This window comes from Streptomyces rishiriensis, from assembly GCF_030815485.1.
In the GTDB taxonomy this organism is placed as follows: domain Bacteria; phylum Actinomycetota; class Actinomycetes; order Streptomycetales; family Streptomycetaceae; genus Streptomyces; species Streptomyces rishiriensis_A.
This window is the reverse complement of the sequence record NZ_JAUSWV010000002.1, coordinates 1,930,079-1,943,460: the sequence shown is the minus strand read 5'-3', so window position 1 is coordinate 1,943,460 and position 13,382 is coordinate 1,930,079. Positions and strand designations below refer to the sequence as shown.

General features: G+C 72.3%; 11 protein-coding genes. 8 read left to right on the top strand and 3 right to left on the bottom strand.

The annotated features are described in order from the left end of the window. Window positions 1-394 precede the first annotated feature (394 nt). The 3 genes from QF030_RS11085 to QF030_RS11075 all read left to right on the top strand — a co-directional run bounded on the left by QF030_RS11085 (window position 395) and on the right by QF030_RS11075 (window position 2,973). Window positions 395-1,102: a LysM peptidoglycan-binding domain-containing protein gene (locus QF030_RS11085; RefSeq protein WP_307162485.1), complete on the top strand. Its 708-nt coding sequence runs from the start codon at window positions 395-397 to the stop codon at window positions 1,100-1,102. Window positions 1,103-1,187: 85 nt separating this feature from the next. Further along, window positions 1,188-2,228, top strand: a complete 1,041-nt coding sequence (locus tag QF030_RS11080) for a helix-turn-helix transcriptional regulator (RefSeq protein WP_307162484.1) — start codon at window positions 1,188-1,190, stop codon at window positions 2,226-2,228. 529 nt (window positions 2,229-2,757) lie between these two features. Beyond that, on the top strand, window positions 2,758-2,973 hold the full coding sequence (locus QF030_RS11075) for an I78 family peptidase inhibitor (protein WP_307162483.1): 216 nt from the start codon (window positions 2,758-2,760) through the stop codon (window positions 2,971-2,973). Window positions 2,974-3,088: 115 nt separating this feature from the next. Here QF030_RS11075 and QF030_RS11070 read toward each other — a convergent pair whose 3' ends face one another. Continuing rightward, window positions 3,089-4,129 (bottom strand): phosphatase PAP2 family protein, encoded by a 1,041-nt coding sequence (locus QF030_RS11070; RefSeq protein WP_307162482.1) that lies wholly within the window; start codon window positions 4,127-4,129, stop codon window positions 3,089-3,091. A 205-nt stretch (window positions 4,130-4,334) separates the two neighbouring features. Next, on the bottom strand, window positions 4,335-5,534 hold the full coding sequence (locus tag QF030_RS11065; protein ID WP_307162481.1) for a hypothetical protein: 1,200 nt from the start codon (window positions 5,532-5,534) through the stop codon (window positions 4,335-4,337). A 315-nt stretch (window positions 5,535-5,849) separates the two neighbouring features. On the opposite strand from QF030_RS11065, the gene QF030_RS11060 reads away from it, so the two are divergent. Both QF030_RS11060 and QF030_RS11055 read left to right on the top strand, forming a co-directional pair. Next, entirely contained in the window at window positions 5,850-7,451 is a 1,602-nt protein-coding gene (locus tag QF030_RS11060) for an MFS transporter (RefSeq protein WP_307162480.1), read from the top strand. A gap of 108 nt (window positions 7,452-7,559) precedes the next feature. Then, window positions 7,560-8,750, top strand: a complete 1,191-nt coding sequence (locus QF030_RS11055) for an acyl-CoA dehydrogenase family protein (protein WP_307162479.1) — start codon at window positions 7,560-7,562, stop codon at window positions 8,748-8,750. 42 nt (window positions 8,751-8,792) lie between these two features. Here QF030_RS11055 and QF030_RS11050 read toward each other — a convergent pair whose 3' ends face one another. Continuing rightward, window positions 8,793-9,230 carry a cell division protein SepF gene (locus QF030_RS11050; protein ID WP_307162478.1) on the bottom strand — a complete coding sequence of 146 codons (438 nt, stop codon included), beginning with the start codon at window positions 9,228-9,230 and terminating at the stop codon, window positions 8,793-8,795. Window positions 9,231-9,550: 320 nt separating this feature from the next. Here QF030_RS11050 and QF030_RS11045 point away from each other — a divergent pair, with 320 nt between their 5' ends. From QF030_RS11045 to QF030_RS11035, 3 genes are all read left to right on the top strand, one after another. Further along, complete coding sequence (locus tag QF030_RS11045; protein WP_307162477.1) at window positions 9,551-10,747, top strand: DUF5685 family protein; 1,197 nt, start codon at window positions 9,551-9,553, stop codon at window positions 10,745-10,747. A gap of 57 nt (window positions 10,748-10,804) precedes the next feature. Then, window positions 10,805-11,152: an ATP/GTP-binding protein gene (locus QF030_RS11040; RefSeq protein WP_373428887.1), complete on the top strand. Its 348-nt coding sequence runs from the start codon at window positions 10,805-10,807 to the stop codon at window positions 11,150-11,152. 428 nt (window positions 11,153-11,580) lie between these two features. Continuing rightward, a complete protein-coding gene (locus tag QF030_RS11035; protein WP_307162476.1) occupies window positions 11,581-13,365 on the top strand; it encodes an FAD/NAD(P)-binding protein in 1,785 nt (594 codons plus the stop codon). Window positions 13,366-13,382 lie beyond the last annotated feature (17 nt).

The window sequence follows — 13,382 nt, the reverse complement described above, 5'->3', positions numbered from 1 at the left end:
CGCGCGGTCACGCTGGGTGCGGAATATGCCACTCCATGTCAAGTAACGGAGAGGTCACGGAAGTTGATCCGGTGAGCTGACTCACAGTCCGCTCCCGAACCTGGTCGACAAATCAGGCAATGAGGGAGCGAAGTGGGCGGCCGGATGAGCCCGCTACCGTCGGTAACAGCGAACTGGCCTGCGACAACGACGAGTTGGTTGATTACGACCCGTCAGCTGCCTAGATTGCTCCGCCGTGTGCAACGAGCACCGCTCGGGTACGTCCGCCGGCCGCGCAGAGCCAGAACATCGCGCAGCACCACCGCCGGCGGACGGGGCCAGGCGTGACGACCGCGTTCCTGCGCGGCCGCACAGCCGGGCCAGGGGGAGCCCGGGTCCGTAGAGAGGGATCTACATGTCCGAATGTGCCGATATCCACACCCGCACCTCGTCGCGCAAGACGGCGGTCCTCGCCGGGGCCATCCTGCTCGCCCCCCTCGGACTCCTGTCCGCGACCGGCAGCGCGGCGGCGGCCGGCAGCGGGGTGTGGGACCGCATCGCCCAGTGCGAGAGCGGCGGCAACTGGTCGATCAACACCGGCAACGGCTACTACGGCGGGCTCCAGTTCTCCGCCGGTACCTGGCGCGCGTACGGCGGCACCGCCTATGCGTCGACCGCCGACAAGGCCAGCAAGGCACAGCAGATCTCCGTCGCCACCAAGGTGCAGAACGCCCAGGGGTGGGGTGCGTGGCCGACCTGCTCGGCGCGCGCCGGAGCGTCCGGCAGCGCACCGGATTCCGGATCGTCCTCGGCCGGGTCGGGCTCCGCCGAGTCGAACTCCTCGAAGTCCGGTTCGTCGAAGTCGGGTTCGCCGAGGTCGGGCAGCTCGAACTCCGGCAGCCCGAACTCCGTGCAGCCGGATTCCCCGAATGCGCCGGAGCGCTCGACGGGCCGGACCTCGCGCGGTACGAGCCGTGGCGACTACACCGTCCGCGCGGGCGACACCCTCAGCACCGTCGCGTCCCGCCACGGGCTGACCTGGCAGCGGGTCTACGCCGCCAACAAGGCCGTCGTCGGCGGCGACCCCGACCTGATCGTGCCCGGACAGCGCCTCACGCTCTGAGCCGTTCCCGCTCGCGGGAGACGGTGACCCCATCCGGCGGGACGGCCGGGTGGGGCCCGCCCACCTCGTGAGACAGACTGGGCGCATGCTGGAGACCTCCGCCCGACTGCTGCGCCTGCTGTCCCTTCTCCAGGCCCACCGCGAGTGGTCCGGCGCCCAGCTCGCCGACCGGTTGGGCGTCACCGCGCGCACGGTGCGCCGGGACGTGGACCGGCTGCGGGAGCTGGGCTACCCGGTCAACGCCAGCCCCGGCACCGGCGGCGGCTACCAGTTGGGCGCCGGCGCCGAGCTGCCGCCGCTGCTGCTGGACGACGACGAGGCCGTCGCCGTCGCGGTGGGGCTGCGGACGGCCGCCGGGCAGGGCATCGAGGGCATCGGCGAGACCTCCGTACGGGCCCTGGCGAAGCTGGAGCAGGTATTGCCGCACCGGCTGCGGCGCCGGGTGGGCGCCCTGAACGCCTACACCGTCCCGATGCTGCGCGGCCCGCGGGCCTCCGCCGTCGACCCGGCCGTCCTCACCGAGCTGGCCCACCTCTGCCGGGACGCCGAACGCCTGCGCTTCGACTACCGGGGGCACGACGACACGGCGACCCGCCGCACCGTCGAACCGCACCGCCTGGTGTGCACCGAGCGACGCTGGTACCTGGTGGCCTGGGACCTCGACCGGGCCGGCTGGCGCACGTTCCGCGTGGACCGTCTCACGCCGAGGCCGCCGCACGGGCCGCACTTCGCGCCGCGCGAGCCGCCCGCGGAGGACCTCGCCGCGTACGTCTCGCAGGGCGTCTCCACGCGCGCGTACGCCACCCGCGCCACCGTCCGGCTGTTCGTGCCCCTGGCCGAGGCCGCCGAACGCGTCTCGCCCTCGGCCGGGACGCTGGAGCCCGACGGCGACCGGGCCTGTGTGCTGCGCACCGGGGCCGCGAGCCTCGACGTGATGGTGATCCATGTGATGATGGCGGGCTTCGAGTTCGAGGTGCTGGAGCCCGTGGAGCTGATCGAGGCGATCAGGACGGCCCGTGACCGGCTTGACGGCGCTCTGGCTCGGGCTGCGGGATCTCGGCCGCGCACTCCTGACGACGCAGGTCGAACGCCGGGGACTCCGGGCGGATCCCCGGCAGCGCCGTGAGGTCGTGCGGGGCGGCGGGCGGGAGGTCGCCCACTCCGAAGATCGGCTTGCGGCTGAGGGCCGGGACGATCTCGGTGACGATCCCCTGGTGTCCCCGGTCGTGCCGCCGCCCCGGTCCGCGTCCCCGTCGCTCGCCCGCCCCGTCGCTCGCCCGCCCCTTCGCTCGCCCTGTCCCGGGCCCGCCGACGTCCCGGGCGCGTACGGAGGATGTGTGGGGGAGCCGTGTATTTCCTATGAGCGGCCAGCTCCCGCATCCCGCCCGGAACGGTAATGCGATGGGGTCCCGGGACGGTGCCCCAGGGGCTTTCCGACGGCTTATTCCGGGCGGCCGGGCGACACGCGGGAATTACGTTCGAATTCGCGCGGAAGGCGCACGGAACCGCTCGTACGTATGGGGGACCGCTGTGCGGAAGCCGATGTGACGGCGGCCGAAACGCCTGTCGTGATCCTGTGACAGAAGTGTGACCGGAGTGATCCGTATCGCCCGTCCGGGGTTCCCGGCGCGGGGCTCGCCGCCTAGCGTGGCGGTATGGCACCGAATCCCACTCCGCCAGCGGAGCCCCAGGACAATCCGGACGGATACGTCGGCCTCGACGCGGCACGGGCCGAGCGGCTCGCGCGTGACCGGGGGTGGTCGACGGTGCGTGCGCTGGCCCCCGGGACGATCGTCACCATGGAGTACCGCTTCGGGCGGTTGAACCTCGAGATCAGCGACGGCGTCGTGGCGCGCGCCTGGAAGGGCTGAGGAACCCGAAGGGGCCGGACGAGCACGACGAAGGCCCCGGTTCCCGTCCTCGGGAACCGGGGCCTTCGGGTGCGGGACCGGGTCGTGCGTACCGGGGTCCCGCCGTCCGGGCAGGTCAGCCGCCTGGGAGGGGGCGGGCCGCGGAGGCCGCCGTACCGCGCGGGAGGCGGTCGGAGTGCGGTGGCCGGCGACTGCCGACCGGGGTGACCGGGGTGCGCTCCGAGCGGGTCGTGTGCGGGCCCGGCGTGAGATAGACCGGCGCGCGCGGCGAACGGGCCGGTGCGGCCGGCTCGCGGGCCGCGGAGGCCTCCTCCTGGGCCGGCGCGCCCGAGGCGAGAGACACGGGTACGGCGACGGGGCCGGCCGGCGCCGGCGCCGGAACAGGGGCCGTACCGGCGCGGCGGTCGCGCCAGCGGTCACGCAGGTCGAAGATCGCGACCTCGGCGCGGGCGATCAGCGGCTCGCACCAGGGCAGCGCCAGCAGGATCAGCAGACCCGCGGCCCAGCCGAGCACCACGTCGCTGAGCCAGTGCGTGCCGAGGTAGACCGTGGCCAGGCCGACGCCGAGCGAGGTCACCGCGGAGAGCGCGGACAGCCAGCGGCGGGCCCTCGGGGTGGAGGCCAGATACGCCAGGATTCCCCAGGTCACGACCGCGTTGGCGGTATGGCCGCTGGGAAATATATCGCCGCCCAGGCCCATCTCGTTGGAGCCGATGGTGGTCGCGTAGTGCGGTCCGAGCCGGCCCATGCCGAGCTTTGCGGCGCCGACGGTGAGGTTCAGCAGCAGCAGCGAGGCGCCGAGCGTGAGCAGCGGGCGCAGGGTGTGCTGGCGCCAGGATCTCCAGCCGAGCCAGGCGGCGACCATCACGGCGGTCGGACCACGCTGGCCGAGGACCACGTAGTAGTCGACGAACCAGTGGATGTGGGACCACTGCTGGTACGGCCGGAAGAACATGACCAGCCAGTCGAGGCGGACCAGCCACGAGGTGATCACCACGAGCCACACGATCGCCAGATAGAAGGCCAGGGTCGCCAGGAACAGCGCGACCCGGTGCCTGCTCATCTTCGGCACATCGATGTGGGCCGGTCGTTCCGGCTCCCGGTCGAGCCTGGCGAACACCCGGTCCAGACGGGTGAGGTTTTGTTCGGTACGCACCTAAACGACGTTACAGCGAGTGAGCTCGAGACCCGGCCGATTCCGCTGGTTTGTGATGACGATGTGATGTGGGATTGCTCTCAGAAGGGCATTAATTCCTGTGGAATCGCTAATCGTCGAACAGTGTTCCCTTCAATTCCTTTGATCATTCCAGGAGATAGTTTTAGGGAACGTATGAAAGGGTTCACCGAAAAGCCGGATTCTCCTACGGAGGACCGCTGCCGTTCAGCCACCACGCCCCGTAGGCGGCCGACGCCACCGCGAGGCACCCCACCACCAGCGCCGACCGGGACGTCCGCAGCCGGGCCAGCGCGAGGGCGAGCGGCAGCAGCAACGGGAAGGCGGGCAGCAGCAGGCGCGGCTTGGAGCCGAAGTAGCTCGAGGCGCACAGGGCGAGTGCGACGACCACACCCGCGTACACCAGCAGCGGAAGCGGCTGGCGCTGCCGCACACAGACGACGTACAGCCACAGCAGCAGGCCGACGCCGAGGATCAGGGCGAGGCCGGCGAGGGCCGACGGAAATGACGTGAACTTGTCGGCGACGAAGCGGGCGAAGGCGTAGCCGCCGTCGAAGCCGTTGCGCCAGCCCGCCTGGACGTCGAGGTAGCCGAGCGGGCCCCCGCCGGTGTGGTGGCCGGCCCACAGGACGTATCCGGCGGCGCCGAGGGGGGCGAGGAGCATGCCGAGGGCGGCGCGTGGCGCGACGCCGCCGCCGGCCACCCCGGTTCCGCGACCGAGAGGGGCGTCGGCGGCCGGGACTCCCGGGGCACGGACGAAGGACGCCACGGCGGCCGCCCACACCGCCGCTGCCACCGCGAGCCCCACCGGGCGGGTCAGACCGGCCAGCGAGGCGAGGACCCCCGCGGTCACCCACCGGCCGCTGAGCACCGCGTACAGCGACCAGGCGGCCAGCGCGGTGAACAGCGACTCGCTGTACGCCATCGACTGCACGATCCCGACGGGCAGGACGGCCCACACCAGCACCGCGCACACCCCGGCCCGGCGCCCGTACACGTGGTCGGCGACCGCGAAGACGCCCCAGGCGGCCGCGAGCGAGGCGAGCAGCGCCACGACGAAACCGGCGTCCGCGTACGACAGCGGCGACACCGCGTGCAGGAGCCTTTCCAGCCAGGGCAGCAGCGGGAAGAAGGCGAGGTTGGAGTGGACGTCGCCGTTCGGCAGACGGACCTCGTAGCCGTATCCCAGCTCGGCGACCCTGGTGTACCAGAGAGCGTCCCAGCGAGCGGTCAGCAGCGTGTACGCGCTCTTGTCGCGGGCGGCGCTCCACAGGACCAGGGCGAGCAGACCCAGGGCGCGCACGGCCGCGTACCCCAGAAGGGCGGGGGCCGCCCGGCGCAGGGGCGCGGAGCCGGCAGGCGTCACGCGGGTCTCGAGATCGGTCACGGGCCCGATTATCGACGGCCCGGTCGGCGGCGGGGTCCGCCGGGGCGGTCGGGAGGGCCCGGGAGACGTCACGGCGAGGGGTACGGCAAGGGGTACGGGGAGCGGCCCGGAGGTGGCGCGGGAGTGGCGTACGCCACAGGAGTCGCCCAGAGCGGTGAGAGTTCCGCCACGTGGCCCCGGCGCGAACTCGCGTACGCTGCGTTCCACTCGTGTTCGTCTGCGCGGGCCGGAGACACCGCTCCTCTCCGGCCGAGCCGCGGGGAGTCCCCACCCCGTGAGCCCGCCGAACCGGGGGATCACCTGGGAGGTACGTACATGTCCGGGACGACCACGGCCGCCGCTGGGCTGCGCCGTCGGGCGGCCGGGGCCGGTGCCAACCGCTGGGTCGTCCTGGTGGTGCTGTGCGTCAGCCTGCTGCTCGTCGCCGTCGACGCGACCGTGCTGCATGTGGCGGTGCCCGCCGTCACCGAGGACCTGCGGCCCGGCGCGATCGAACTGCTCTGGATCGTCGACACCTATCCGCTGGTCTGCGCCTCGCTGCTGATCCTGTTCGGCACGCTCGGCGACAAGGTGGGCCGCAGACGGATCCTGCTGCTGGGCTACGCCCTGTTCGGCGTCGCCTCGGCGCTGGCGGCGTTCGCCGGGAGTGCGCAGAGCCTGATCGTGGCGCGGGCGCTGCTGGGCGTGGGCGGCGCGATGATCATGCCCGCGACGCTCTCGATCCTGCGCCAGGTGTTCCCGGACCGGCGTGAGCGGGCGCTCGCGATCGGCATCTGGAGTGCCGTGGCCGCGGTGGGCGCCGCGGTCGGCCCGCTCCTCGGCGGCTTTCTGCTCGAGCACTTCTGGTGGGGCTCGGTCTTCCTCGTCAACATTCCGCTGATGCTGGTCAGCCCCCCCGTGGGGCGGCTTCTGCTGCCCGAGTCGCGGGGCTCGGCGGACGGGCCCTGGGACGTGGTCGGCGCGCTGACGGCGGCGGCCGGCCTGTTCGCTGTCGTGCTCGGCGTGAAGCGGCTGGGCGGCGGGGAGCTCGGACCGTTCACCGTGGTGCCGCTGATGGTGGGCGCGGTGCTGATCGTGCTGTTCGTCCGCCGTCAGCGGCGTCGCGTGCATCCACTGGTGGACCTGCGGATGTTCGGGCGGCCGACGTTCAGTACGTCGGTCGGGTGCATCGTGCTGGCGATGCTGGCGCTGGTGGGTCTCGAGCTGATCGCGGCGCAGTACCTGCAGCTGGTGCTGGGGCTGTCTCCGCTGGAGACGGGCCTGCGACTGCTGCCCCTGACCTTCGCCGCGATGGCGGCCGGGCTGGCCGGGGCGCGGCTGCTGCGGCGGTTCGGGCCGCGCCGGATGGTGTGCGGGGGGTTCGTCCTCACGGCAGTGGCGGTGCTGACGCTCACCGCGATGAGCGGGTCGGACAACACGGGGCTGCTGCTGTTCGGGTTCCTGCTGCTGGGCTTCGGGCTGGAGACGACCTTGTTCGCGGCGTACGAGTCGATGCTGAGCGAGGCTCCCGCGGAACAGGCGGGCGGGGCGGCGGCGATCGGTGAGACGTCGTACCAGCTGGGGGCGGGGATCGGGATCGCGCTGCTCGGCAGCGTGATGAACGCCGCGTACGCGCCCGGCCTGAAGTCCGTGCCGGGGGTGCCGGCGGCGGCGTCGGACGCGGCGGGGCATTCGCTCGGCGAGGCGTACGAGGTCGCCGGGCAGTTGGGCGGACCGGTCGGGGTCGCGCTGCGGCGGGTCGCGAGGGACAGCTTCGTGCACGGGTTGCATGTCACGCTGTTGGTGAGTGCCGGACTGTTGCTGCTGGGAGCGGTGATGGCGTTGCGGTTGCCGCGGGTCATGCAGTGCGAGGCGCCTCCGGCCGGAGTGGAGCTTCCGTCGCCCAGGGAAGTCGTGGAGTCCCGCGTCTCCGCCTGATGTCCCCCGGCACCACCCCTGCGCGGCGTGACTGGACGTGCGGGACGGCGCGTCGTAACGTCTCGGGCGATGGTGTGACTAGCGGTGCTAGTTTTCGGAGGCTCTCTCATGTCCGCGTCCTCGACGTTGCCGCCCTTCGACCCCGCCGATCCCCTGGGGATCGACGATCTGCTGGAGCCGGAGGATCTCGCGATCCGTGACACCGTGCGGAGCTGGGCCGCGGACCGGGTGCTGCCCCGGATCGCCGACTGGTACGAGCGCGGGGAGCTGCCGGGCATCCGGGAGCTCGCGCGCGAGCTCGGCGCCGTCGGGGCGCTCGGGATGTCGCTCAGCGGATACGGATGCGCCGGCGCCAGTGCCGTGCAGTACGGCCTCGCCTGTCTCGAACTCGAAGCCGCCGACTCCGGCATCCGGTCCCTCGTCTCCGTGCAGGGCTCCCTCGCCATGTACGCCCTGCACCGCTTCGGCAGCGAGGAGCAGAAGCAGACCTGGCTGCCGGGGATGGCCGCGGGCGAGATCATCGGGTGCTTCGGGCTCACCGAACCCGATCACGGCTCGGACCCGGCCGGCATGCGGACGCACGCCAAGCGGGACGGCTCCGACTGGGTGCTCAACGGCCGCAAGATGTGGATCACCAACGGATCCGTCGCCGGGGTGGCCGTCGTCTGGGCGCAGAGCGACGAGGGGATCCGCGGGTTCGTCGTGCCCACCGACGCTCCGGGGTTCTCCGCACCGGAGATCAAGCACAAGTGGTCCCTGCGGGCGAGCGTGACCAGCGAACTCGTGCTCGACGACGTGCGGCTGCCCGCGGACGCCGTCCTGCCGGAGGTCACCGGGCTGCGCGGACCGCTCAGCTGTCTGTCCCACGCGCGCTACGGCATCGTGTGGGGCGCGATGGGAGCGGCGCGCTCCTGCTTCGAGACCGCCGTCGCGTACGCGAAGACGCGTGAGCAGTTCGGGCGGCCCATCGGGGGGTTCCAGCTCACCCAGGCCAAGCTCGCCGACATGGCGGTCGAGCTGCACAAGGGGATTCTGCTCGCCCATCACCTGGGGCGGCGCATGGACGCCGGCCGGCTGCGTCCCGAGCAGGTCAGCTTCGGCAAGCTCAACAACGTACGGGAAGCGATCGAGATCTGCCGGACCGCACGGACGATCCTCGGCGCCAACGGGATCTCGCTCGAGTACCCGGTCATGCGGCACGCCACCAACCTCGAGTCGGTGCTCACCTACGAGGGCACCGTCGAGATGCACCAGCTCGTGCTGGGCAAGGCGCTCACCGGACTCGACGCCTTCCGCTGACCCGGCCCGGGGGCCGAGGCAGGGCCGGTGAGCGGCCCTGCCTCAGCTCTGGTTGAAGAAACCGTCCGTCCGATGCGCGGACGGGTCTCCGTTCACGATCTCCGTGTTGGCGGGGGACAGCAGGAACACCCGGGTGGACACCCGCTCGATCGAACCCCGCAGGCCGAAGATCAGCCCGGCCGCGAAGTCGACGACGCGCTTGGCGTCGCCGGGCTCCATGGCCGTGAGGTTCATGATGACCGGCACACCCTCGCGGAACAGTTCGCCGATCGCCCGCGCGTCCCGGAAGCTGTCCGGGGTGACGGTGCCGATGCGGCGGCCCTTCTCCTCGGCCGTGTCCGTCGCCACCTTCACGCGGGGGTCGGTGACCCAGGCGTCCCCGGAGTCGGTCCCCTCGGAATAGTCGTCGTCGTAGTAACGCTCGTCATCGTTGTCGTCGACGAGGCCAAGCCAGGCACTCGCCTTGCGCACCGATCCCATGGACGCCTCCTCTCACAGCGGTCTTTCTGCTTTCCGCATTCCCCATGGTCGTCCATGATGCGGATGTCGCGCCAAGTGGATAGACGCCGCGCGGGGGGTTTGTGACGGTACTGGTGCACAGCGCATCCGTCGAGAGCCCGCGTCTCCCAAGGGTCGTACCGCATACGGCTGCTGACTGTGAGTGAAATATGATTCTTCGTGGCGAACGAGTGACGCACGGTGCGTCCGGGTGAACCGAGTGCCCCCGATCCGGCATGACAATCGGCCGATAGCATGCCGCAGCTCAATGTCCCAAGGACGCAAGGACGACGGGGGTTGTCGTGTTCGGAATCGTCAGGCCGTGCAGTCACCGGCTCGGAGAAGGTCTCAGGACCCAGTGGATGGCCCACCTGTGCGGGCTGTGTCTCGCGCTGCGCGGTGACCACGGGCAGTTCGCGCGGGTCGTCACCAATTACGACGGGCTGCTCATATCGGTGCTGACGGAGGCTCAGGCCCCCCGGGTCACGGCCGACGGACGGCGGCGGAAGGCGGGACCGTGCCCGCTGCGCGGGATGCGCACCGCGTCCGTCGCCCAGGGCGAGGGCGCCCGGCTCGCGGCCGCCGTCTCACTGGTGCTCGCCTCGGCCAAGGTGCGCGACCACGTCGCCGACGGGGACGGGCTGCTGGCGCGGCGGCCCGTCGCCGTCGCCGCGCGCAGGGTCGCCGAGAGCTGGGGGCGGGCCGGGGAACGCGGCGGGGCCGCCGTCGGGTTCGACACCGCCGTCCTCGTCGACGCCGTGGACCGGCAGGTCGGCATCGAGGCGCTCGCCGGGCTCGGCACCCCGCTGCGCGCCGTCACCGAGCCGACCGAGACCGCCACCGCCGCCGCCTTCGCGCACACCGCGGTCCTGGCGGGCCGGCCGGGCAACGCCGCCCCGCTGGCCGAGGCCGGCCGCCTCTTCGGACGGCTGGCACATCTGCTGGACGCGGTCGAGGACCGGGAGTCCGACGCGGCGGCCGGCGCCTGGAACCCGCTGACGGCCACCGGCACCCCGCTCACCGAGGCCCGCCGGCTCGCCGACGACGCCCTGCACGGCATCCGGCTCGCGCTGCGCGACGTCGAGTTCGAGGACGGCAGGCTCGCGCATCTGCTGCTGGCGCACGAACTGGAACGGTCGGTGGACCGGGCGTTCGGGACGGAGTCGTGCGGGCACGCGCACGCGCCGCAGGGCTCCTTCGGGCCGCCGACCGGCCCCTACGCCCCCCGGGGTCCGGTGGACCCGCACGCGCCCGGCAACCCTTACGGGGGCAATCCCTTCGGCGGCGAGCCGCCGCGGCCGGGGAAGCGGGGCTTCTGGGCCGGGTGCGCGGTGGCGATCGGGCTGTGCTGTACGTGCAAGGCGTGCTGCGCCGACGAGTTCGAGGGACCCTGGTCGCGGAAGAAGCGGGAGGGCTGGTGCCGCGACGGCTGCGACTGCTGCGACGGCTGTGAGTGCTGTGAGTGCTGCGAGTGCTGCTCCTGCGACTGTTCCTGCTGACGCGACCTCACCTTCGGTGTGTCCGGCGCCCCGTGCGGGGCGCCGCGGTGAGCGAGGATCACGCTCGGCCCGTCCATCGCGCTGCACCTGTTCGGCACGCCCGGACAGGACCGGTGCTCCTTCCCGTGGGACGAACTGGTGGAGGGCGCGCTCGGAGCGGTGGTCCTCGCGGACACCCGGCGGATCGAGGAGTGCTCCCCGGCCGTCGGCTGCTTCGAGGCGCAGGGCGTGCCGTTCGTCCAACCGGGCGTGGCGGGGACGGCGTCGGGGCTGAACGCCGAGGTGCCCGTGCTGGAGTGCGACGCGCGTGAGCGCGACTCCGTGCGGGACGTGCTGGGGGTGTTGGCGGATCGGGTGGTGGCCTTCCGCGCCGTTCCGGGGCGGAAGGTGGTCGTGGTGCGCTGATCGCCGTGAGGACAGGCGTGAGGTGCGGCGAAAACGGTGGAAAAGGCGCGTGTCGAGGGGGGGCGCGCGTGTGAAGGCGGAGCTGGGGGAGGGGAGAAACGCGAGAGGGGCGCCCCGGGAGCGGGGGCCGCAGTGGGTCAGCTCAACAGGAACAGGACCACACGCGACCGAAGTCGATGTGGGAGCGGGTGACCAGCCACTGCTGCGGATGCATGGGCCAAGTGGAACAGGTCTCCGGTTACGCGTCAACCGACTTGAGACGTACCGCTCACAGTGTGGACGGCCTTGACAGTGAGCGGAAACCCCCACGTACTCTCGCTGCACGGCCCTGCTGAGGGGCTCGGCCGTATCTGCGCCGCGCGGCGCGCCCCATCCGGTGTGTGAAGGCACCTACCCGTGTTCCATCCCAGCTGTCACGGAGCCTTCGCATGCCTTCCGAAACCCTCGACCCCGAAGCGCCCGCCACCCTTGTGATCGTCGGGGCCGGGCCGCGGGGAACCGGCCTCATCGAGCGGATCGCCGCCAACGCGCCCGAGCTGTACGGCGGTTCGCGGCTCGACATCCATCTCGTCGACCCGCATCCGCCCGGCGCCGGACGCATATGGCGCGCCGCCCAGTCGCCGCTGCTGTGGATGAACTCGCACGCCGAGGACGTCACCATGTTCACCGACGAGACGGTGGAGATGGCCGGGCCGGTGCGACCCGGCCCGACGCTGCACGAATGGGCCGGCATCGACGGGCGTACCTTCGCCGACCGGCAGCTCCAGGGCTCCTATCTGCGCTGGGTGCACGAGCAGGCGGTCGCCGCCCTGCCTCCCGAGATCACCGTCCATCACCACCCGAGGCGCGCTCTGCGGGTGAGCGGCCCCCGCGCGGGACGCCAGCGGGTCTGGCTGGAAGGCCGCGCCCAGCCCCTGCCCGCCGACCTCGTCGTCCTGGCCCTCGGCCACCTGGACGCCGAACTCGACGAGGAGCAGAACGGCTTGGCGGCCTACGCGAGGGAGCACGGGCTCGTCCATCTGCCGCCCGACTTCACGGCCGACAGCGACCTGTCCGCCCTGCCGGCCGGCGAACCCGTGCTGGTGCGTGGCTTCGGGCTCGCCTTCGTCGACCTCATGGTGCTGCTCACCGAGGGCCGCGGCGGTCGGTACGAGGGGGACGCCTATGTGCCTTCGGGGCGGGAACCGGTGCTGTACGTCGGCTCGCGGCGCGGAGTGCCGTACCACTCGAAGATCGGCTACGACTGGACCGGTGAGCGGCCGCCGCTGCCCCGGTTCCTGGGGCCCGCCGAGATCGACGGGCTGCTCGCGCGGCCCGGGGGCTTCGACTTCCGGCGGGATGTCTGGCCGCTGGTGGAGAAGGAGCTGGGGTTCGCCCACTACCACCGGCTGTTCACGGTCCACGCCGAGCGGACCGCGATCGCCTGGACCGACTTCGAGGAGAAGTACGAGGCCGCGTCCGAGGGCGCCGAACGGGAGGCCCTGGTGGCGTCCGCCGTGCCCGATCCGCGGGACCGGCTCGACCTGGCCGCGCTGGACCGGCCGTTGGACGCGGTGACGTACGGGTCCTTCGAGGAGTTCCAGGAAGGGCTGCGCGGCTATGTGGAGAGCGACCTGAGCCGCCGCCACGACGCGGCGCACAGCACGGACCTGGCCGTCTTCCTGGGACTGCTGTCCGTCTACGGACAGCTGGTCCGGCTCGGCGACATCGGCTCCTGGTGGCACGGGTTCTTCAGCTACCTCGCCTCGGGGCCGCCGGGCCCCCGGCTGAGACAGCTGCTCGCGCTGTCCCGGGCGGGCGTGCTGAAGTTCGTCGGCGCCGACATGGCCGTACGCGCGCGGGACGGGGTGTTCCAGGCGTCGAGCGCCACCGTGCCGGGGTTCTCGGTCGAGGCGCGGGCGCTGGTGGAGGCCCGGCTGCCGGAGCCGACGCTCCGGCGCGCCCTCGACCCGCTGGTGCGGCGGCTGCACGCCGACGGCGCCGGCGAGACCCCGGACGGGCTGCTGCGGGTGGACCGGGTCGACGGGCGGGTGCTGGACCGGGACGGCCGGCCGCACCCACGGCGTTTCGCGCTCGGGCCGCACACCGACGGCCGTGCCTCGGGCGCGTTCACCCGGCCGCGCACCGGCGGCCCCGCGTTCCGGCAGAACGACGCCACCGCCCGGGCCGCCCTGGTGTTCCTGCGGGATCTGGGCGCCGATGCCGTCGGATGAACCGCTCCCTGTCGAAG